The following is a 19,852-nucleotide window of genomic DNA, read 5'->3' on the forward strand; positions in this document are numbered from 1 at the left end:
CGCAGCAACTTGTCTGACGTCAGCACCTACCGGATAGATTTAGGGTTTGAGCAACGGAGGATTTCTGGTTCATCGAAGCCATTATGGAGCGAAGATGAACAAGAGATCCGGAACATCGAAGGATGCCGCTGATAAGTTGGTCAGGACTTCAGGCAAATCCTAAGTTTCTTCAAAAGCGTCTACTGCGCGAGCGCCTAGTGTGCTTATTGGACCGAACCCACCCAGCTTTGAACAGCTGGAACGCCGAGACGGTCTTTTTATATCCACACGTCCGGCTGAACCTAATGGTTAAACAAGATGACCCAGTTCACCTTTATGGAAAGGATCAGGGTTTGCCCCCACGCCAGGTTGGGCTGGTGACTGATAGTCTGCATCTGCAACCGGCCTTTCTGGAAGGAACAAATCTAATCGCTTTTGTGCCGGAGACGCTCGCCCAAGCTGCTACCAACAACAAAAACCTAGTCACGCGCGATTGCCCTTTTCCTCTGCCGGAATTGGGAATCCGTGCAATTTGGCATGAGCGAGACGCACGATCTCCCCTTCTCAGCTGGATCCGTAGCCAGCTGGAAACATAGCGTTTATTGGATCTAGTACTGCTCTTCGGTGCCAACTGTGCAATGAGGCCAGTAATGTTGTACGCCAACCTCGTAGGAAGGAGAACTTCAAGGGCAGCGTTGGTTCTTGTTAATCAAAGTCGACCCTACTGAGTTTACCGCGGATTTCTGGTTTCCCAGAGACTAGATTACAACCTCCCGTAGATCTGCTTCGTTGTGCTCGAATGTCGGCTCCGCGAACTACGTCAACAGCATCCGGATAACCTGCCCGACGACAGCTCTGGGCTGCACGCCGAACATTTGCAAAGTCCGCTTTCTGCGCATTTCTGTCATTGGGGCATCGATCAGCATCGGTCAAAGTGGGCTCGATGCGGCCATTCTCCGCGGCTTGCATGTTTGGCAGGTCCAGCCCAATCCGGACACTTAATCCAAGACTTTGCAATTCCGACTTGCGGACAAAACTGACCTTGGCGTCTACACCTTCGCCGACGCAGGATCCACCGCACTGGCAACAACAGCTCTTCCCTTCAACAGGGAAAATCGCCAAAGCGGCCGTTCCACAACGGGCTTTGGAGCTCCTTGGTCGCTCTTTGACCAGACGGCGCTCTGGCATGGAAACAAAGGGGCTTGGCTCAGCGCATAACCAAAGCTAGCGAATAGGCGTCAGGATCATGAAATTGGGCTTCTTCGCGCAAGGAGGGCGAAGACAGGCAACATTGTTACGATCCAGACCACGCTATAAATTGCGGATGGTATGGCATATTCGCTTAACCCATTGGTGTTAGGCAACAGCAAAGTAGCAATTGCGATTCCCAAAGCTCCGTTTTGAACGCCGGTCTCAATTGAAATCGTCTTCGCCTCGATGTCTGTGCATCCGAGCATCCCTGAACTCATGATGCCAATAAACGTGAGTGACGCACCTACAACAAAAAGTGCGGGTCCAAGCCTAAGGTAGTTATCCGCGACCACCACCCAGTTTGAAATGATAGCGCCTCCGATGACCATCGCAAAAAGTAGCATAGAGACCTTGCTAAAGATTGGTTCGACCGCAGCTACAATTCGCGGCGCCAAGGATCGCGCGATCACCCCGGCTAGGATCGGTGAAGCTGTTAAAAAAAACATTGCTAAAGCCGTCGAAGAAATGTCGATAGCGGGCGCAGTTGCCCCCATGAACATCTGCATCGAAAACCCCAGGATGAGCGGTACGGTAACGACACAAGTCAGACTGAAGACTGCTGTAAGAGTAACGGACAAAGCGACATCCCAATTCGAAAGCTTGGTCACGATGTTACTGATCACCCCGCCCGGACAGGCCGCTAAAATCATGATGCCAACGGCTGCCTCAGCGGAAATCCCAAAGATAAAAGTCACCATCAAAGCGATGCAAGGCAGCAAAATGATCTGGTTGAGAGCGCCGACGCAAAAGGCCCGTGGACGTCGTCCGATGCGTTGAAAGTCAGCCGCTGTGAGTCCGAGGCCAAGGCAGAACATGATGACAACAACTGCGAGCGGCAGCAGCACAGATATGAAAATTTCGCCCATCTACCATGACCTCTATGGCTGCATGCTTCCGCACGCTTTCGGACGATACCGTTCAGAAAACCTGATGACGAGTGTTATCAGTTTGGCGCATTTATCCTCAAGCGCCCGAAGATCGAGGCTGTCTCTATTTATTATACCTATCACAGGGTTGGACGATCTGGCGTGAAAGAGCTTTCCAGTGCTAATCTCACTGTATGGCAAGTGTAACTTACGCATTCGCCCGCGCGATGGCCAACGCCGCCGGGATGACGCTAAACGACGATGGCGCCCTGATTTCGAATGGCGCTGTCGTGCTGCGTCTACCAGAAGCTCAAGACGGCCAATTGGCGGATGATGCGTATTTCGATCTGATCGATTGGATTCGTACGCAACAAGCGGACGAGGCCGCGTTGGTTGAGGCCTATGCGAACGCGATTGCGACCGATGATCTCGGCGTCCTTGGCCTAGCCGTAAAGACAGCTCCGACCTTGCGGCAATCTTTGCAACGGATCGAGCGTTATTTTCGTCTCGTAACGGACACCGCAGTTTACAGACTTGATGAAACCGGCGATCCGGTCCTTTGGATTTTTGAGGGACAAACATCACATCGCGCTGCCTTGGAGCTGCGCAACGAATGCGCGCTTGCGGCCTTTGCGAGGAACATGCATCGGTTTGTGGGTGATGGGTTGTCGCTCGCATATGTCACGTTTCAGCATCCATGCAGACAAGAACCAGAGCGTTACGCCGAATATTTCGGGTGCCCGGTTCGATTTGGGAGCGGCCACAACGCCATTGCTATGCGCCCTGCTATGCTGGAAAGCGAAAATCGTCTTGGCGATCCGGGCTTGTCAGATTTCATGACGAAGCACCTGGATGAGGAGTTCAACTCTCGCGATGACGACACCTCACTGAGCCAAGCAATTGCCCACCGGCTTACACCGGCCCTGAGTAACGGCGCGCCGCAAGCAGCGCATGTCGCACAAGAGATGGGAATGAGCGAGCGCACGCTTTACCGCAGGTTGGCCGAGGAAGGGCTGACCTATCGCGACGTTCTTGGTCAGGCACAAGTTGCACTTGCTCGTGACCTGCTCCGTGACGGTAAGGCTTCCATAGCCGAGATCGCCTTTATGACCGGGTTTTCGGAACAGAGCACGTTCAGCCGCGCCTTCAAGCGCTGGGTTGGCCAGGCTCCGGCACGATTCAGGCAGCAAGCGACCTCCGACTAGGCACACACCTCAAGACCACATGGCAGGTTCGGCCAAAACCTTGGCAGGGCGGGCCGATACCTCAATCGATGTGGTGCATAACTTCTTCTTTGTCAGATCCACCTGGGGCGCTGCCGAGTAAAGCAAACCCATTTGCCCCTCTCAGACAAAGGAAATTTGCAATGAGCAATCATGACCACAAACATGGAGCAAGCTGCGCTTGCGACGTCACGCCCGAACGCGTTGATATGGCGCGCCGGCGACTCTTGCAACAAGCCGCCGGTGCGGCCGCGGCAGGTACAACAATAGTGGCTGGCGGGCAGGCCCTTGCCGCGACCGACGAAGCACGCGCCTACTATGCTGACCCGGAAAATCCAGGCCTTCCCCAAATCGACATGACCATCGAGCCGGGGCGTACCGCGCTTGTGGTGACCGACCCCCAGATTGATTTTTTGTCAGAGGACGGTGTGACGTGGGGCGTCGTTGGCGAAAGCGTGACCGAACAGGGCACGGTCGACAATATCGAACGGCTTTTCATTGCCGCCAAGGCTGCGGGGATGCCGGTCTTCATCTCGCCCCACTATTACTACCCACATGACCACAAATGGGAGTTCGAGGGCACTCTGGAAGCGACGATGCACAGCATCGGCATGTTTGACCGCCTGGGACCGCTCAATTTGGACAACTTCGAGGGCTCAGGTGCCGACTGGATGCCGCAATACAAGAAGTACATCGAGGATGGCGAAACCATCATTTGCTCGCCACACAAGGTTTACAGCCCTGCTCAGAATGACCTGAACCTGCAATTGCGTAAACGCAAGATCGACAAGGTGATCCTCGCGGGGATGTCGGCGAACCTGTGTACGCAGGCGCATCTCTACGAGCTGCTGGAGCTGGGCTACGAAGTCGCTGTCGTTCGCGATGCCACAGCCGGGGCCAAGGTGCCTGAAGGTGACGGGTATCTCGCCGCCATCATCAACTTCCGCATGGTCGCCAACGGCGTCTGGTGGACCGACGACGCGGTTGAGCGCATTGGCCAATCGGCCTGACCCAAATCGATCTTCAAATTTGATCCTAGCATCCTGAAAGGACATATCATGACACGCATCTTTACATTTCCCACGCTTACAACAGCGTTGACTCTCGCCCTGGCGGCGGCGGCATTGGCCGACGATGAATACAACGTTTCGAACAGTCTTACCTTGACTGGGCAGCCCCTCGGCATGCATGGCGTCGATCCTGTATCGATGTTTGAAGCCGAAATACCCGAAATGGGCAACGCCACTTTTACATCGGCCCATGATGGAGTGGACTACTATTTTGCGTCGCAGGCAGCGAAAGCCACATTCGAGGCGGATCCGACGGCACATCTGCCTCAATTCGGCGGGTTCTGCGCCTTTGGCGTCTATGTAGGCAAGAAGCTTGATGGCGATGTTCGGTATGCCGATATCGTGGACGACAAGCTCTATCTCTTTGTGAATGAAGAAATCTTCAAGAAGTACCTTGAGGACAAAGAGACCGTGATCCAAGGCGCCCATGCCAAGTGGGCAGACATCCACCACACGCCTGTCGGCAGCCTTTGATCGAGGAATTTGGTGGCTTTTGCCGGTCGGAGCCACCGCTGCCTCTCCCCTCCCCAAAAGGCCGGCATTTCTCCAAGACACCCTGTCCGCAATGACAATTCGCGTGTGTCGAAAACTCTTCCCAAAGGAAACCAGACATGACTGATTTTGAGACATATACAATCGCCTCAGCCCCTGATGCCGCGAAACCAATTCTGGAAGCATCGCTGAAAGGATATGGTTTTGTACCCAACCTTTATGCGGCCATGGCCGAAGCGCCCGCAATTTTGGAAGGCTATACGACACTTTCCAGCATCTTTGGAAAGACCAGCCTGTCAGAGACTGAGCGCCAGATCATCCTTATGACTAACAACCGGTTGAACGGGTGCAAGTACTGCATGGCCGCCCATACCACTCTTTCACAGATGGCCGGTGTCCCCGAAGACGTGATCGCAGCGTTACGCGATGGCAGCCCTATCGCCGACCCCAAATTGGAAGCACTGCGCAAATTCGCCATCGTGATCAACGAAAGCCGAGGCTGGCCCAGCGACGCACAGGTCGAAGCGTTTCTGACGGCTGGTTACACACGCCGATCTATGCTGGAAGTCATCCTCGGCACAGCGTTGAAAACCCTGTCGAACTATACGAACCATGTGGCGGAAACCGCGTTGGATGATGCCTTTGTGCCAAATGCATGGATCGCCTCGGTCGCGGCAGTGGCTGAATAGCGCGACGCCCGCCCATTTGTTAATCTTGCTTTTGGACCTGTGTTTGATTCCCGACAAGAAGGGGATCTGATTTTAGACGTCCGACAGCAAAGTCAACAAAGGTGCGCACCTTCGCAGACACGGTTCGTCCCTCTTGATGCACAAGATGGATGGGGACTTCGGGTGGTTCATACGACTTTAGAACAGTCTTGAGCCGCCCATCTGCAATGTAGGGTGCGACTTGATAGGACAGAAGCCGCCCGACACCATGACCTTGCAAGGCCAACTCGATCACAGCGTCATTTGTGTTCATGCTGATGCGTGGGCTCATGCGTTTGGTGACAGTCTTTCTGCCCCGTTGAAAATGCCATTGGGCCGATGCATTCAAGGCAGTTGAATTAATGATTGCATGGCAGGATAAATCATCGGGCGTATCTGGTTCGCCATATTGGTCAAGATATTTACGGGAAGCAAACGCGACCTGCCTCACCGTACCACACCTGACAGCCATCAAACTGGAATCAGCGAGGTTGCCAATTCTGATCCCGACGTCGAGACCCTCATCAATCAGATTGACCACTCGGTCCACATAGAGCGTGCGCGCTGAGAGCTTTGGATACAGATCCAGAAATTCGCCCAAAATTGGAGTGACGAACATACGGCCAAACAGGACTGATGCAGTAACACTAATTTCCCCGGTCGGTTCGGCATAGGAACCGACAGCGGCGCGCTCGGCCTCTTCAAGGTCAGCTAGAATACGTCTGGCATCCTCAAAAAACCTTTGCCCGCTATCAGTCAGCATCACTGAGCGCGTTGTGCGTACAAAAAGACGTAGCCCGAGGCTGTCCTCAAGCATAGAAACCATTCGGGTCACTGTCGGTGGTGACATGTTGAGGTCGCGGGCCGCAGCAGCGAAACCTTTTAGTTCGGCGACCTTCACAAAGACTTTTAACGCGTGAAATCTGTCCAAGATATTATTCCATATTTTTGAATAATATATTGCCAAGTATCCAAATTCCGCAACTTGAAAGCTCCAATTAACTTCACCTCAGTCCCAGGGCATCGCCCAGGCCGAGATGGAGAATTCAATGGCACGACCCTTTGCAGAGATCAGCTTCACGCCCTCCGTTCGCGAAACGCAGGCCAAAAACGGGTCAGCTAACGGCTACGCGAAGTTTCTGGACGGCACGCGTCAGGAGGACTCAATCAGCCCGGTCGAGGCCAGGTTCATCGGGCAAAGAGACGGCTTCTATCAGGCAACAGTCTCGGAAACCGGCTGGCCCTATGTACAATTTCGCGGTGGACCAGCGGGTTTTCTGAAAGTGTTGGATGAACGGACACTTGCCTACGCCGATTTCCGCGGCAACCGGCAATATCTCAGCACTGGGAATCTGCTGGGCAATGACCGAATCTCGCTGATCCTGATGGATTATCCCAATCAGCGACGCCTCAAGATCTGGGGTCGGGCGAAACTCATTGATGCCAATGCCGATCCGGCGCTGATGCAGCGCCTGAGTGAGCCGGGCTATCGCGCTCATCCTGAGCGGGCGATTGTGATCAAGCTTGAGGCGATGGACTGGAACTGCCCGCAGCACATCCCCCAACGCCTGACCCTTGAAGAATTTGAAGATTACCTCGTCCCGCTTCGCACTGAGCTGGAAGCACTGAAAGCTCGAAACGCAAGGCTCGAAGAGGCACTGGGTCAGCAAAACTGACCGATATCAAGCCCCGCGCGTTCAAGCACGCACGCCGTAACCTGAAGAAAGGAAACATCCATGTCGCGCAATCTGAAATCCGTCCTGAGCGCCAGCATTCTCGCACTTTCCATTGCTGCGCCATTTACACCGGCGCCAGCAATCGCCGCAGAGACTGGAATTGAAGCCACGCAGGCTGTCAGCTTCCGCACGGAAGAAATCGGCGATATCGCTATCGCCTATCGTGAAGCAGGAGATCCAAACAGACCTACTGTCCTGCTGCTTCACGGCTTTCCGACCTCATCACATATGTTCCGCAACCTTATCCCTGAACTGGCCAAGCACTACCACGTGATCGCACCCGATTTTCCCGGATTTGGAGCGTCGGAGATGCCAAAGGCCGAAGGCTTCGAGTATTCCTTCGCGAATATCTCCGAAATGATGACATCGCTGCTCGACCGGAAGGGAGTCGAACAGTACTCGGTCTATTTGATGGACTATGGTGCCCCGGTTGGTTTCCGAATGTTTGCGGAACAGCCCGAGCGGGTAACCGGCTTCATCATTCAAAACGGGAATGCTTACAAGGAAGGGCTGCGCGAGTTCTGGGATCCAATCAAAGCCTATTGGGCCGAGCCATCGCAAGAGAACGGCGACCAGCTTCGTGGATTCCTCACTCTGGATGCAACCAAATGGCAGTTCACCCACGGCGTTAAAAAACCGGAACTGATCAGTCCCGACAATTATTGGCATGTCCAATACCTGCTCGACCGCGAAGGTAATCAAGAGGTGCAACTTGAACTCTTCCTAGACTACGGCACCAATGTTGCCGAGTACCCAAAATGGCAAGCGCTGTTTCGGAAGCATCAACCCCCGGCGCTACTGATGTGGGGTAAGAATGATCACATCTTTCCGGTCGAAGGCGCCTATCCCTATGAACGCGATCTGAATGATCTCGAGTTTCATCTGCTCGATACGGGTCACTTCGCGCTGGAAGAATATGGGCCCGAGATTGCGGCGCAAATGACCGCCTTTCTGAACCGCATCACCGCCGCCAGCAACTGACGTAAAACTGGCCGCACCATGCTCAAAGGTGCGGCCGACGCATGGAGAAAACCAATGAATACGCAAGCAAATACTGTCAGACAGGTAACGGTTGAAATCGTACACGGCTTTGTCGACGGTGGCGCCGGTGGAAATCCCGCAGGCGTCGTCCTGGATGCTGATGAATTGGGCGAACAGGATATGCAAACCGTCGCGGCAAGGGTTGGATTGTCCGAAACGGCCTTTGTGTCGCAGTCCAAGACAGAGGGCTTCAAACTGGATTTCTTCACACCGAACAGGCGCATCGCTCATTGCGGTCATGCAACAATTGCCGCCTTCTCTCACCTTGACGCGCTGGGCCGGATTCCCAATCCCAACACCTCGAAGGAGACAGTTGATGGGCCAAGGCGCATACTAATGAAAGAGGGTGCCGCCTATATGGAACAGCTGGCCCCAAAATACGCGATACCAGAGGAATGGGTGGAAAAAGGTGTAAACATCGACGATGTACTGAACCCCCTTGGGATCAACAGACATCATCTTGATCAGGAAATACCACCGGTTTTAGTCAATACCGGTAACAGTTTCATTGTCATCGGCCTCGCTGATGCCGATGGTCTTGCCAATGTGAAACCAGATTTTGCCAAAATCACGCAAATCAGCGAACGACTGGATTTGATCGGCTACTACGTCTTCACAAGAGACCCATCGGCGACCGACCGAGACGCTACAACCCGCATGTTTGCGCCCCGATACGCGATTGAGGAAGAAGCCGCGACGGGGATGGCTGCGGGGCCCTTAGCATGTGTATTGCACGACTTTGTCGTATCATCTCAACGATCATTTCAAATCGAACAAGGGGTGTTTATGAACCCGGCGAGTCCGAGCCTGATAAAAGTCGATCTGGAAATCGACAATGGAACAATCTCCGGCCTCTTGGCAGGTGGTTTCGGCAAGGTCATGTGCTCGCGTCGAATTAGTTTCTAGCGTTGCGCTCGCGGCGAATGGCTGGCTTGGCGGGCTGCACCGCAGCAACGACGCCCATCGGGCCACGTCCGAATTGGGCCGTCCGCTGAATTTTGCAAAGTCCGGATTCCTGGGCATCGCTGACCTTAAGCAATAGCACCCGCTTATCTTGTAGCCTACAGCCGCCATCTGAGAAAACTACGGCGGAAGTCCGCATTCCGCTCTTGACGTAGATTGTTCTTGTCCACTTTGGGTTGGAAGCGGCAAACTTCAAGCTTCACGGAGGCCACGTCTATGGCATGGGACCAACCAAAATTTGCGCTGTGCGCAATTAGCTTTGAATTCTAAATTCTGTGCGTGGCTTTTGCGCCCAATGTTTTGGGCCAAAGATGCAAATCTTTAGGCGAAATGCAAAGCTTTGGGAGCACCTACAAAAATTGTAGGTGCGCTCATAACGCTACATTCCCAACATTGATTTCATTGAAGAAAATCTTGGAAGCTTGCCCATAACTCTGCGCGGTATTTGCGCATAACTTTGCACGATTTGCCCATAAGTTTGCGTGCCACAGAGAACCCATCGAACAAACCAGCTCCTATGGCTTATCTGCAATGCTCAAATGTAACTTATTCCCAATCGCCAGCAGACGAGCGCCACGTCTTAGCGTCCGCATCCCAAACACTGGCGGTGACGCAAGGCGTTGGGTTTATTCCGTCGCAATTGGATCCATGAATATCTGCGACGACAACGCGTTGACGCCCAAAATCAACGACCGTCCAACCTTGGTTAAGCAAAGAGTGCACCTCTTCACTAACCCAAAAGTGCGACATGCATCCGCCAGTTCCGCAATAAAGAGATGCGGCGCTTGAACACGCGAAACCAGACTCATTCAGAACCCAGTCGTGTTGAAGATCTCCGTCGAGATCGACCCTTTCAACCGCGCCCCAGGCTATGTCAAACTGACCGTTGTTGAACTCCGCGCATGCCTGCGCCGCCAGATCAACCTTTGCTCGCAAACCGGTTGGAAGTTGCGAAACGTCAGCCGCGACAACTGGTGAGGTCCAAACCAGGCCCGAACCAAGCAGGATCGCAGATACCAAACGTTTCAAGTAGCTTGCCAATTGGGAAGCCGGTTGGAAGGTGGCTTCAGTTGCATTGTTCATACCTGTAGTCCCCGTATTCCAGCCAGTTTGCCGAGCCTTCTTTAAAAATCAGAAATTCGGACCTGTCTTCCCCAAGCAGGGCGACAACAAATCCCGCCGGCGGCTCAGAGTTTCCGAAGTAACTGTAGGCTGTCATGGCTCTAATCGACTCGCCGTTGACTGTTACTCTTGCGTCCCACTCCCCCTCCGAATTGTCCAAAATTACGGGTTCGATCACGCGTTTTTTCGCTCCGCCACCACAATAGACGATGCCTTCGGGCGCTTCGTAGGAGGTCTCTTGGCTAACTTCTAAATCGCACGCAGAACGAAGGGACCGAATTGCTGCGCTGGAACCTTTCAAGTCAAAAATTCCGTAGCTGACATCTTGATCAATCATCGACAGATTAACCGATGCATTGGCCGCAAGCTGGTCCAGAACAAAACCATAGTCCGGCTGACTATTGAAACTGACCTCGACGGGATAGTTGTCGACGATCTGCACGGCAGCGTTTTCTGCGCCAACCTGAAATGCTCCAACTTCGGTGGTGCCGTTCTTCAAGAAACGAATGGAAAGCCCCTGCTTGTCCGCAATGTCCTGGCTGTCCTCGTATCCAGCCGGAGCAAAGCGAATACGGTCACACTGAAGTTCCAGCGTCATGTTTCCTGTCTGAATAAACGCATTGGGGTTGGGCCCGGAGCTGAACGACCACTCCGCTGATGCTGTGGTCGCCACTGCCATCACTAGCATTCCAATGGAAATGGTTTTGCAGCTCATTTTTTTCTCTCCATTGAGTTACGGTTCGCACTGTCGTTCAGCAGAAGTTCCAGCCAATTGCCCGGACAGCCAGATCAGGAAACAGGTTCGCCGTATTCGTTTGCGCCTTCTTGGGAAGGTCGTGTCAGCCACCAGATCATCAGAATGGACAGAACCAATTGAAGGATTGAGACAACAACGATACCGGTCACACCCAGGACGGCCGCAGGTCCTCGCAATGCATCGGGATTTTCGGTCCCTTGCTCCAATACTGAAAAGAACGCTACCCCACCCAGCATAACAAAAAGCGTTGTAATACTGAGCGCCATCGGCAGCAGCAAGTACCAGCCAGGTCGTCCTGTATCATGCAGCCTCCGCCAACCGGCGGCCAGCATAGGTATGAGAACGGCCAGTTGGAAAACAGAGGACAGAACCCGAGATCCCTGCCCTGTTTCAGGGTTGGTCCCGAATATGATCGTATCCAGCACAGCTAAACCAGCACTCACGACAACCACAAACAAGAAGAACCACCAATATTCTGAGCGTAAAGCCCGGCCGGAGAACTGGAAGTACTTCGAGAAACACGTTTTAACGGCTTCACCAAATCCCATCTTTCAATCCTTTTTCAGTTTCTGTGCGGCCTCAGAACGCCTCGCCGAGCCAAAAGATCACATTCGCCCTTATGGACGCTCCCACTTACCTTTTTGTTTGAAAGCAGAAGCCTATCGTACGGGAGCGTAGTGAATTTTGCGCGCGGAAAAAATATTGATTTATTAAAAATTAGATTCAAACATGCGAATTCGACACAACTTTATTTTACCTCGGTTGTTGTCGTTGCTGCTCGCTGTGCCGAGCCCTTCCGACTGCTGGAGTGAGTGCTGGCGGTCGGAAGGCACTTTACAATGATTGAGCGCTGGGAGGACGCGATGCTCAGACTAAACGTACTCGCCCTATTTCCAGAATTCGCTCGAGCTTTTGCCAGTGTCGTCATTCAGCTTTCACACGTTGTTGGCGGTCTCGGTAGTCAAAGTAAAATCGCTCTGCCCGCCAAGCCCCCCGCGACAAGTTGTTGGAAAGGGAAATCACTGGGTCGAAGTATGTTCCATAGCCTGCTCTGACGTGAGAACTTCAAACAAGCCCATCCAATTTCACTAATTTCAAGGGAACCAGAGGGAGAAGAAAATGTCTAACAAGATGGTGATGATTGCAGGCGCGACATGTTTCGCACTGCTTGCGGCCTGCGACGACACGAGTACATCAAGCGCGTCCGCCGAGCTCACGCCGGCTCAGCAGGCGTGTTTGCGAGATGTAGCCAACACGACGAACAATTCGCAAGTCGTGGTGCTCTCATCCGCGTTTAGCGAGGCGGGAACACAGGTCACAGTCGGCGTTGGCGAGGATCGTGCTCCTTGGAATTGCATTGCTTACAGTGATGGCGCGACAGCTGGTATCGAGTTCCTTGGCGACGAAGGCGCATTGTGACCTGTTTGGTGCGTAGCTGAATACGGCTACGCAGCACTGGCTCACTCTTCGGATAGTTCGACTTGGTTTGTAGAATAACCACCATCGTATTCGCCATCCTTTACCTGCTGGCCTTGTTTGCATTCTTGACGGGTACATTTGGTTGGCTGGGGCAAGAAAGAGACCCTTTGTCCGGGGTGTTCCTTTTGCCGTTGGGACTACCTTGGATACTTGTAGCGGACTTGGTCTTTGAGTCGGCCAAACCATGGTTCGCGGCGATTGCACCGGTGCTCAACCTGTTGGCGCTGGTTTTGATTTGCAGGTGGGCACGCGGTTTGCGCCAGCAGTGAAGGCTGAACTCTTTCTCACCAAAAGGGAGGAAAACTTGGGAAAAGTGATCTTGGGTATCGTGATCGGGCTCGCCCTCGGCGTGGTTGGGGCGATGACCATGGGTGGCGGTGCCGCGATAGGTGTCGGCGTTGCGACAGGCTTGTCCGCCGGTGTTTGCACCACATTGAAAGGAGCACAAGCCGAGAACCTGATCACCGCCGAGCAAGCGGATCAAATCCTCAATCGCGTAAATTCCGAGATGGCATCTCTGCAAGGAATTGAAACGACAGGCGAGATCGTCGGCAGCGCACAGGCATGCGACGAGTTTCTGTCAAAGTTACGAGAAACGAAGTGAGGTTCCGCTTTGCACGGAACAAAACTGTAAGGATTAACCAACAGGGAACCATCTGATGAAACTCAGTTTACTAAAACTCCTCACACCCATGTTTGTATTTTCGGGCACAGCTGCTCTTGCAATGTCAGAAGCCGATGACGCTTGTATCGACCACTTGCGGCAGGTTGGTGGACCAGACGGTCAATCCGGAACGATTGAAAGCTCAGAGTTCTCAGAGGCGGGTACGCTCGTCATGCTGCGAGACGCAGGTGGAACACTTTGGCGCTGCATCGCGTACAAGGATGGAAACATCGGCGAGATGGCGGTTGTCGAGGCGATGGATGATGGCGGTGGAGCAGTGGCAGGCGCGGCCGGTTCTACCGGTAGCCAACGTGTCAAATTCGATGGTGGTTCCACCGGCGCCGAACTCGTTGGTGAACTCGCGCCCGGAGCGTCACAGCAATATGTTCTCGGTGCCAAAAGCGAACAGTTCCTTTACGTTCGCGTTGCTCCGCGAAATGGCTCCTTGGACTACGTTATTCGCAACCCCGATGGTTCTGAACTGTTGGGATTGATGTCGGCGGACAAGGAGTATCGAGGACAGCTTTGGCAATCTGGTGATCATGTTGTGGAGGTTATCAATCGCAGCAACTCTTCCGTCGACTACAACGTCATTTTCGGAATTGAATAGGTGATCAATCAGAAACCCTGGAACGCAAGTATAAAAAGAGAGGGAAAAACAGATGAAACCCAAGGTCCTATTGGTGATCGGCACGGCGTGTACTACCGCGCTTGCAGCATGCGACGACAGTGGCGGATCAGTGGATGCAAGTGCACCAACTGTGGGCAGCTCTAGCGATCTTTCGTCATTTGAAGGGGCAAGAGCGGGCCAAGCTGAAATGGGCATCCAAAGTCTCGGATTTGAACTCATCCGAAGCGAAGGTCTGACCTCGTACTGGTTTAACAAGGATACTGGTGCATGTGCTCGGATTACGACGTCTGAGGGAAGGTACTCAGAAGTAGCTATGCTGCCATCAGGTGACTGCTGACAAATTTCCATCAATCCCAAATCTTGAAGAAGGAGCTCAAACTTGCATTTCGACCTGGCACACGCGGCGGTCATCGTAGTCGCCTTGATCATCACTAACCTGGCATTGAAATCGGCTGGCGTGATCAACGAAGAAAACAAGCACCAATGGAATTGGAAAGTTTTTCTAGCCTACTTCGTGGTCGTCGTTATCATCAATCTGGTGTGGCCTATTTAAAGTTCCACAGCGGAAAGCTAACTGCCCACTTGATATGGTCGTCGTGAATTAGCCTTTCCGAGAGACTATCAGGTCGCAAAGGTTTGGGCATCAGAGGTTCAAGAATAGAAAGGAGTTGGCATGCGGTTTTTTGCGTCCCTCATATTCATTGGTTTTCTCGCAACCGCTGCGAACTCTGACGTGACCAGTCGAAATGGCGGTCCAACCAACAGTCAAATGCTTTCAAAGGGGGGTGACGGAGGCGTTGATGGTGTCGCTTTCTTTCGCCCAGTCTTAAGCGGAGTGTTGTATCGATCCGGTTTCAAGGGCGGCGACAAGGATCGAACTGGCCTGAGTGAAGGTCAACGCGAAACTCTGTGCAATGAAGGGTTTTCAACCGGTTTTTATGCCGACTTTGGCAAAAACACCGAATACGGTCGCACCAGTTGTGGAAACGGGTCCCTTGACTATCAAAGCGCCAGATCCTCCCGACCCGGTGCTGTCATGGCGTCCATACACGAGGTGATTGAAAACCCTGGAAAGGGCCCTGTTCTGGTGCACTGTATGTGGGGGGTTCATTCCTCAGGTGCATTGTCGGCGATGGCGCTCGTTCAGTTTTGCGGTTGGACAGAAGAAAGGGCCAAGGAATATTGGAATGATGCCCGAAACGGGGCCCCATGTTCAGGCGGGTGCGACCAGTGGATCGACTCAAAATTCTCCAACTTTAGTGTTGACCCCAAGTTGAAAATCTCCACCGAACAACAGGCAGCGATTTGCCCTAAATGATACCGGGAGGACTATCCAAATGAAGTTCAATCTTCTGGGGTCACTTGCTCTCATTGCACCCACTGTCTTGTGGGCGAACGACGATGTTCTAGGTGAAGCCACGACATTTGATAGTCCCAATGGTGTTATGGAACGCTGTATTCGGATCGAAAAAGTTCCAACGGGCGAGTACAAGAACAGCGATCTTGAAGAAGAAACTGCCTATTGCGAGATCGATTTCTATGCCTCCGAAATTGCCATTTGCCCGAAAACCTGGAGCACCAGCCCAGGAATGGCCGTCTACAATATTTCGGAAGGACCTTACATGGGGAACCGTTCTGAATTCGAGAGAAACGCTTGCAAAGAGGGGAAGGCAGCAAAAGATCTGGCCATGGACAGGGTGGCTAAATTCAAGTCCACCATGAACCAAAAAGGCACCAGTGGAACGTTTTCCACGTCTTCACTGCTTTACTATCATTTCTCCAGATATTTCGACGCGACTGTCAAAGTTCCAGTCGCCGTTTGGCGTAGCATGGACGCCCAGGCGCATTTTTCAGAGGTCGCCGAGCCTGGCCTTGCGATTTCTGGTGGCTCTCATGGCGGGCGCATGAACCACGAAGGCTGGCGGGTCTTCGCAGCTGCGGATGCTGACCCGAACTCATACCAGCCAACCGACGATCTGTTCACCGCAGATCGAACGCAAATATATGGTGTGCTGCTTGATAGCCCTGGGCATCGATACGGCTCGGAAATCAACGGCACCCGTAAATCTGGTTGGGGGAAAGGTCAGAACCGCGATTTTCAGGAAACCCCCGCTTTCTTGGCTTTGCGGTCTTCAAAACCATTGTCAGAGGCAATCGCAGAGGGCGTCGGAGAAGGCAGAAAAGACCGGATGATCAACAAGGATCTCGGTCCCGATGTCAGCGACCAACAGATGGCATTTTGGATGCAAGAACTCTCCGAAATTGTTCTCCTCGACTTCATCTTTAGCCAGCAGGACCGCGTAGGAAACATAGACTTCACACCCTATTGGTATTGGGTCGAAGACGGAAAGCTGAAGCATAAGAAAGCGAAGCACCATCAGCCAAAGGATGGAGATGTTCCTGCCCACGCGCTTTTGATCCGTCGAAGCAATCTAAACGACAACGATGCTGGGGGGCGGGTCGAGTATGCCAACTTCGCGAAATCTACTCAAATGCTGGAGAAAATGCGGCACTTCTCTCCAAGCACCTACCGGCGCTTGGTTGCTTTGAATAATGATCTTCAATCTCAAGGTCCCGTCTACGGCTGGTTGTCGCAAAGCTTTGGGTTGTCAGACAGTCAGATTGCCCAAGTTGTGAAAAACACCGAGCTGGCAACGTCCATTCTCCAGGACAATTGTTCTAATGGTGATTTAATGTTCGACTTGGATCCTGTCGCATTCTTTTTGAGAAACGACACCGAGGTAGAGGCAGTGGACTGTAATGCCCCGTAAGCTTTCCACCCTTTTTACGGCGTTCATTTGGACCGCTCTGATCGCCTGCAAAGCGGTGGCATTGGATGTTATCGTCATATCGGATCTGAACGGAAGCTATGGTTCGGTAAGATACGATGCCCGCGTCGACAAAGCGATTGAGCGGATAGTCGAGATTGATCCCGATTTGGTTATTTCGACCGGAGATATGGTTGCGGGACAGCGCATCCCCAACTTATCCGACAAACAGGTCAGGGAGATGTGGAAGGCGTTTCACGAGGCCGTATCAGACCCTTTAGAGGCTGCCGGCATTCCATTTGCGGTCACGCCTGGGAACCATGATGCCTCTGCGTACCGTGGGTTCGAGCGTGAAAGAAAAATATACGCAGAAGAATGGGAACCAAGAAAACCAGACGTCGACTTCCTGGTTTCGGATGACTACCCGTTCTTCTACGCGTTTGAGATGCAGGGCGTAACGTTTGCATCTTTGGATGCTACGACCTTAGGGCCGCTATCCGGTGATCAACAGGACCGACTTGTGGAACTGGGTGCAAATGGAGACCCGATTGTGACTTTCAGTCATCTTCCGCTTTGGCCCTTCGCGATCCAGCGCGAACGTGAAATCATCGGTGACTCAACACTTGAGAAAATCTACCTGGAAAGCGGTGTCGTTCTGCACCTGTCAGGCCACCATCATGCCTTCTATCCCGGTTGGAAAGACGGTGTGGCCTACGTCTCTCAAGCTTGTTTGGGAGGTGGTCCGCGTCGGCTTATTGGCGATAGCGCCAGATCACCTCACAGCTTCACTCATGTTAAGTTCCAGCCGAACGGAGAGTTTGGGATAGCAGTATATCGAGGGCCTGATTTCGAAAGGTCGGTAAACTTCAAGTCGCTCCCGAAAGAGATCAGATCTCCGAATGCTGTTTTGAAACGATTAGACCTTGTGAAATGACTAGAGGTTGAGTTTCAGTTCGACTTTTTCTGGGACCAGATCGTTTACCATCTCTTCTATCCGGGCTTCTGAAAGTCCTCCCGAGGTGATGAAAAGCAACGAAACGCGAGATTTTCCTGGGACGTGGTGTTTTCTGACAAGCTTCCAGCCAGCGTCTGCGGCCATGGCTTCAATGTCTCGGCTGACTTTCAATGAGTGTTCTTCATCCGAAGCCTTGAGCGAAACTTCCACGCCCTTGTTTCGCCCTCCGAGCCAAATGAAACACCAACATACAACCGCCACCAGTGTGGCCATCAAGGGTAAGCCCAGCCCTACCGCCAGCCCAAGCACGGTGACTATAATCATTTCCACCGTGTCGACCGGGTCATCCATATTTGATCGGAACCTTAACAGAGCTCCTATTCCAAAAATCACGAACCCGATCATCGATCCGTGCTGTACGACCAGAAAGCCAACCGCCATGCCGACAAGCGCATAAAGGAAGAACAGTCGCGGCATGACGATATCGCTGACACTTCTACGGGCTTTACGTCTCACCGGATGATAGACGATCAAGCCAGCCAGAATGATCGTGACGATCACATCGAGAGTAAAGAAATACAGTTCCTGTTTGCCACGAAACTGCGTCCACTGGCGTTCGATGAGAATTTCCGATTCCGAAGCCCCGGCCAGCATCGTCGCAGGGTCGACTTGTGACACCGCAGCACCTGGCAACAGCAGCATCAACAACACGGTCACAAATGTGAGGGTCGTATTCAACTTGTCTTCCTTCCTGCTCACGCCAAAGGCTTACGCTTCACCAAAGGCACATCGTGCCCTATTCAATTCAATCGCAACAGGCGGGATCAGGTAAAGAGATTACCGTGCATTCTTCGGACATCGCGTCCGGACTGTGATACGAACGCTGATACAAGGATATGGTCCAAGCGCGAGAAAATTGAATGGCAGAAAACAAAGTGTTTCCGTCAAAACCTACAATTTCACGGTGTTTCTGCAAACTTAGACGACTCGCTTTTACGGCCAGCTTGGTTGCGGCAGCCTTCTTGCCTTGGACCGATTTTGCCTACGCCGAAAGTGCTGGTTTGGTTCTGGTCGATAAATTCAAGGTGGCAGACAAATCAGAGGGATTTTCAGAGCCTTCCGGTTTGGCAATGTCTAACACTGAAGGCTTCTTGTGGTCTGTAAGTGATGCCGAACCTAAACTGCACCTACTCGGAGTCGACGGGGTATTAGGAAACTCTTTCAAGTTGCCAGCATTGGCAGGATCAGATTTGGAGGGTGTTGCACCTCGAAAAGATGGGTCTGTTTTGGTGCTTCAAGAAACTGACCGATCAATCCTAGTCGTTCACCCAACTGACCCCATTCAACTGACGACAATACCTCTCGCATCTCTTAAAGGTTACCCGACCGCCGCTGAATTACTCGTCGGCAACCCTTTGAATAAGGGACCCGAAGGTATCGCCGTTGACCCGGAATCCGGGCGGGTCTTCGTTGGCATTGAGGGACAACCAAGGTTGTTAATGGTGTTATCGCCAGAGCTAGACGAAATTATTGAGATCATTCCTTTAGCCCGCGATGCAGGTTTTATCTCCGAGCGTGTAGATGATGATGAACTGGATTTGAGCGGCCTGGCATGGTCCCGGTCCTCGCGTTCTCTTTGGATTGTGAGTGACAAAGGCCGTCAGATCTTCATCTACAATCCAGAATCCAAGTCCGTAAAGTCTATCAGTTTGACGTTCACAGAAGATGGAAAACAAAAAGAAGTTAAACATCCCGAAGGGATCGCTCTCGATGAGATCAGAGGGCTTCTCTATATCCTGACAGATGATGCCAAGAAATCGCGGCTTTATGTTTTTGAGCAACCGGAGTTGTGAGGACTGTCCTACTAGTTCTCTACTCTGCGTGGTTGAAAAGCGGGGTTGTGTAAATGAGTGCCGTCTTATGTGCAGCATATTAAGTAAATCTGCGCTCTGTTCGATATGTTTCTAAAAAACATCACCCATCAATATATTCGAATAGCGTCAGGTTCACACATGCGAACCATGTAATAACGTTGGGCTTCAACATGCTCAGTCACCTTAAGGTTATCGATAATGTCCGTAACCAACTCGGTTGTAATTGCGATCATTTGCACTTTTGTGGCCATTGTTTCAGTTCCAAAATACAGCA

21 protein-coding genes are annotated in these 19,852 nt (G+C 52.5%); 15 read left to right on the top strand and 6 right to left on the bottom strand.

Going from position 1 to position 19,852, the window contains the following annotated elements:
- Positions 1-122 precede the first annotated feature (122 nt).
- The gene (locus tag AC2FFF_RS17110) at positions 123-575 is read left to right on the top strand and encodes a LysR substrate-binding domain-containing protein (protein ID WP_496883009.1); all 453 of its coding nucleotides are present in this window, start codon (positions 123-125) and stop codon (positions 573-575) included.
- A 648-nt stretch (positions 576-1,223) separates the two neighbouring features.
- Here AC2FFF_RS17110 and AC2FFF_RS17115 read toward each other — a convergent pair.
- Complete coding sequence (locus AC2FFF_RS17115) at positions 1,224-2,096, bottom strand: bile acid:sodium symporter family protein (RefSeq protein WP_142639611.1); 873 nt, start codon at positions 2,094-2,096, stop codon at positions 1,224-1,226.
- A 227-nt stretch (positions 2,097-2,323) separates the two neighbouring features.
- Here AC2FFF_RS17115 and AC2FFF_RS17120 point away from each other — a divergent pair, with 227 nt between their 5' ends.
- The 4 genes from AC2FFF_RS17120 (at position 2,324) to AC2FFF_RS17135 (ending at position 5,570) form a co-directional block, all read left to right on the top strand.
- Positions 2,324-3,301: an AraC family transcriptional regulator gene (locus AC2FFF_RS17120; RefSeq protein WP_281973666.1), complete on the top strand. Its 978-nt coding sequence runs from the start codon at positions 2,324-2,326 to the stop codon at positions 3,299-3,301.
- A gap of 161 nt (positions 3,302-3,462) precedes the next feature.
- Positions 3,463-4,329, top strand: coding sequence for a cysteine hydrolase family protein (locus AC2FFF_RS17125; RefSeq protein ID WP_058282012.1), 867 nt, complete (start codon positions 3,463-3,465; stop codon positions 4,327-4,329).
- A 48-nt stretch (positions 4,330-4,377) separates the two neighbouring features.
- On the top strand, positions 4,378-4,863 hold the full coding sequence (locus AC2FFF_RS17130) for a YHS domain-containing (seleno)protein (protein WP_142639615.1): 486 nt from the start codon (positions 4,378-4,380) through the stop codon (positions 4,861-4,863).
- A 137-nt stretch (positions 4,864-5,000) separates the two neighbouring features.
- Complete coding sequence (locus tag AC2FFF_RS17135; RefSeq protein ID WP_142639617.1) at positions 5,001-5,570, top strand: carboxymuconolactone decarboxylase family protein; 570 nt, start codon at positions 5,001-5,003, stop codon at positions 5,568-5,570.
- Between the two features lie 19 nt (positions 5,571-5,589).
- On the opposite strand, the gene AC2FFF_RS17140 is transcribed toward AC2FFF_RS17135, so the two are convergent.
- Positions 5,590-6,555: a LysR family transcriptional regulator gene (locus AC2FFF_RS17140; RefSeq protein WP_246097326.1), complete on the bottom strand. Its 966-nt coding sequence runs from the start codon at positions 6,553-6,555 to the stop codon at positions 5,590-5,592.
- 82 nt (positions 6,556-6,637) lie between these two features.
- Between AC2FFF_RS17140 and AC2FFF_RS17145 the strand changes: the two genes are divergently transcribed.
- Genes AC2FFF_RS17145 through AC2FFF_RS17155 form a run of 3 tightly spaced genes read left to right on the top strand, consistent with a single transcriptional unit; the run spans position 6,638 to position 9,271 of the window.
- Positions 6,638-7,264 (top strand): pyridoxamine 5'-phosphate oxidase family protein, encoded by a 627-nt coding sequence (locus AC2FFF_RS17145; RefSeq protein WP_281973665.1) that lies wholly within the window; start codon positions 6,638-6,640, stop codon positions 7,262-7,264.
- A 60-nt stretch (positions 7,265-7,324) separates the two neighbouring features.
- A complete protein-coding gene (locus tag AC2FFF_RS17150; RefSeq protein ID WP_281973664.1) occupies positions 7,325-8,305 on the top strand; it encodes an alpha/beta fold hydrolase in 981 nt (326 codons plus the stop codon).
- Positions 8,306-8,323: 18 nt separating this feature from the next.
- Positions 8,324-9,271 carry a PhzF family phenazine biosynthesis protein gene (locus tag AC2FFF_RS17155; RefSeq protein WP_281973663.1) on the top strand — a complete coding sequence of 316 codons (948 nt, stop codon included), beginning with the start codon at positions 8,324-8,326 and terminating at the stop codon, positions 9,269-9,271.
- 603 nt (positions 9,272-9,874) lie between these two features.
- Here AC2FFF_RS17155 and AC2FFF_RS17160 read toward each other — a convergent pair.
- From AC2FFF_RS17160 to AC2FFF_RS17170, 3 genes are all read right to left on the bottom strand, one after another.
- Positions 9,875-10,411 carry a hypothetical protein gene (locus AC2FFF_RS17160; RefSeq protein ID WP_170668087.1) on the bottom strand — a complete coding sequence of 179 codons (537 nt, stop codon included), beginning with the start codon at positions 10,409-10,411 and terminating at the stop codon, positions 9,875-9,877.
- Positions 10,395-11,165 (bottom strand): hypothetical protein, encoded by a 771-nt coding sequence (locus tag AC2FFF_RS17165; protein WP_496751213.1) that lies wholly within the window; start codon positions 11,163-11,165, stop codon positions 10,395-10,397. Before AC2FFF_RS17165 ends, AC2FFF_RS17160 begins: the two co-directional genes overlap by 17 nt.
- 74 nt (positions 11,166-11,239) lie before the next feature.
- Positions 11,240-11,755, bottom strand: coding sequence for a DUF805 domain-containing protein (locus AC2FFF_RS17170; RefSeq protein ID WP_170555158.1), 516 nt, complete (start codon positions 11,753-11,755; stop codon positions 11,240-11,242).
- A gap of 571 nt (positions 11,756-12,326) precedes the next feature.
- Between AC2FFF_RS17170 and AC2FFF_RS17175 the strand changes: the two genes are divergently transcribed.
- From AC2FFF_RS17175 to AC2FFF_RS17200, 6 genes are all read left to right on the top strand, one after another.
- A complete protein-coding gene (locus tag AC2FFF_RS17175) occupies positions 12,327-12,626 on the top strand; it encodes a hypothetical protein (RefSeq protein ID WP_170337109.1) in 300 nt (99 codons plus the stop codon).
- Between the two features lie 244 nt (positions 12,627-12,870).
- A complete protein-coding gene (locus AC2FFF_RS17180) occupies positions 12,871-13,290 on the top strand; it encodes a hypothetical protein (protein ID WP_271952805.1) in 420 nt (139 codons plus the stop codon).
- Positions 13,291-13,345: 55 nt separating this feature from the next.
- A complete protein-coding gene (locus AC2FFF_RS17185) occupies positions 13,346-13,960 on the top strand; it encodes a hypothetical protein (RefSeq protein ID WP_271952807.1) in 615 nt (204 codons plus the stop codon).
- A gap of 400 nt (positions 13,961-14,360) precedes the next feature.
- Positions 14,361-14,534, top strand: coding sequence for a hypothetical protein (locus AC2FFF_RS17190; protein WP_170355752.1), 174 nt, complete (start codon positions 14,361-14,363; stop codon positions 14,532-14,534).
- A gap of 784 nt (positions 14,535-15,318) precedes the next feature.
- Positions 15,319-16,752: a hypothetical protein gene (locus tag AC2FFF_RS17195; protein ID WP_281973660.1), complete on the top strand. Its 1,434-nt coding sequence runs from the start codon at positions 15,319-15,321 to the stop codon at positions 16,750-16,752.
- Complete coding sequence (locus AC2FFF_RS17200) at positions 16,742-17,683, top strand: metallophosphoesterase family protein (protein ID WP_271952812.1); 942 nt, start codon at positions 16,742-16,744, stop codon at positions 17,681-17,683. The genes AC2FFF_RS17195 and AC2FFF_RS17200 overlap by 11 nt, the downstream gene beginning before the upstream one ends.
- Here AC2FFF_RS17200 and AC2FFF_RS17205 read toward each other — a convergent pair whose 3' ends face one another.
- Entirely contained in the window at positions 17,684-18,442 is a 759-nt protein-coding gene (locus AC2FFF_RS17205; protein ID WP_271952813.1) for a DUF4956 domain-containing protein, read from the bottom strand.
- 182 nt (positions 18,443-18,624) lie between these two features.
- Here AC2FFF_RS17205 and AC2FFF_RS17210 point away from each other — a divergent pair, with 182 nt between their 5' ends.
- Positions 18,625-19,557, top strand: coding sequence for an SdiA-regulated domain-containing protein (locus AC2FFF_RS17210; protein ID WP_142639638.1), 933 nt, complete (start codon positions 18,625-18,627; stop codon positions 19,555-19,557).
- The last annotated feature ends 295 nt before the right edge of the window (positions 19,558-19,852 follow it).

It is taken from the genome of Ruegeria sp. YTSA226, from assembly GCF_059609905.1.

Bases quoted from the DNA above. Each gene is read 5' to 3' on its own strand.
- AC2FFF_RS17110 (WP_496883009.1), top strand. From the start codon at position 123: ATGCCGCTGATAAGTTGGTCAGGACTTCAGGCAAATCCTAAGTTTCTT.
- AC2FFF_RS17115 (WP_142639611.1), bottom strand. From the start codon at position 2,096: ATGGGCGAAATTTTCATATCTGTGCTGCTGCCGCTCGCAGTTGTTGTC.
- AC2FFF_RS17120 (WP_281973666.1), top strand. From the start codon at position 2,324: ATGGCCAACGCCGCCGGGATGACGCTAAACGACGATGGCGCCCTGATT.
- AC2FFF_RS17125 (WP_058282012.1), top strand. From the start codon at position 3,463: ATGAGCAATCATGACCACAAACATGGAGCAAGCTGCGCTTGCGACGTC.
- AC2FFF_RS17130 (WP_142639615.1), top strand. From the start codon at position 4,378: ATGACACGCATCTTTACATTTCCCACGCTTACAACAGCGTTGACTCTC.
- AC2FFF_RS17135 (WP_142639617.1), top strand. From the start codon at position 5,001: ATGACTGATTTTGAGACATATACAATCGCCTCAGCCCCTGATGCCGCG.
- AC2FFF_RS17145 (WP_281973665.1), top strand. From the start codon at position 6,638: ATGGCACGACCCTTTGCAGAGATCAGCTTCACGCCCTCCGTTCGCGAA.
- AC2FFF_RS17150 (WP_281973664.1), top strand. From the start codon at position 7,325: ATGTCGCGCAATCTGAAATCCGTCCTGAGCGCCAGCATTCTCGCACTT.
- AC2FFF_RS17155 (WP_281973663.1), top strand. From the start codon at position 8,324: ATGCTCAAAGGTGCGGCCGACGCATGGAGAAAACCAATGAATACGCAA.
- AC2FFF_RS17160 (WP_170668087.1), bottom strand. From the start codon at position 10,411: ATGAACAATGCAACTGAAGCCACCTTCCAACCGGCTTCCCAATTGGCA.
- AC2FFF_RS17165 (WP_496751213.1), bottom strand. From the start codon at position 11,165: ATGAGCTGCAAAACCATTTCCATTGGAATGCTAGTGATGGCAGTGGCG.
- AC2FFF_RS17170 (WP_170555158.1), bottom strand. From the start codon at position 11,755: ATGGGATTTGGTGAAGCCGTTAAAACGTGTTTCTCGAAGTACTTCCAG.
- AC2FFF_RS17175 (WP_170337109.1), top strand. From the start codon at position 12,327: ATGTCTAACAAGATGGTGATGATTGCAGGCGCGACATGTTTCGCACTG.
- AC2FFF_RS17180 (WP_271952805.1), top strand. From the start codon at position 12,871: ATGGTTCGCGGCGATTGCACCGGTGCTCAACCTGTTGGCGCTGGTTTT.
- AC2FFF_RS17185 (WP_271952807.1), top strand. From the start codon at position 13,346: ATGAAACTCAGTTTACTAAAACTCCTCACACCCATGTTTGTATTTTCG.
- AC2FFF_RS17195 (WP_281973660.1), top strand. From the start codon at position 15,319: ATGAAGTTCAATCTTCTGGGGTCACTTGCTCTCATTGCACCCACTGTC.
- AC2FFF_RS17200 (WP_271952812.1), top strand. From the start codon at position 16,742: ATGCCCCGTAAGCTTTCCACCCTTTTTACGGCGTTCATTTGGACCGCT.
- AC2FFF_RS17210 (WP_142639638.1), top strand. From the start codon at position 18,625: ATGGCAGAAAACAAAGTGTTTCCGTCAAAACCTACAATTTCACGGTGT.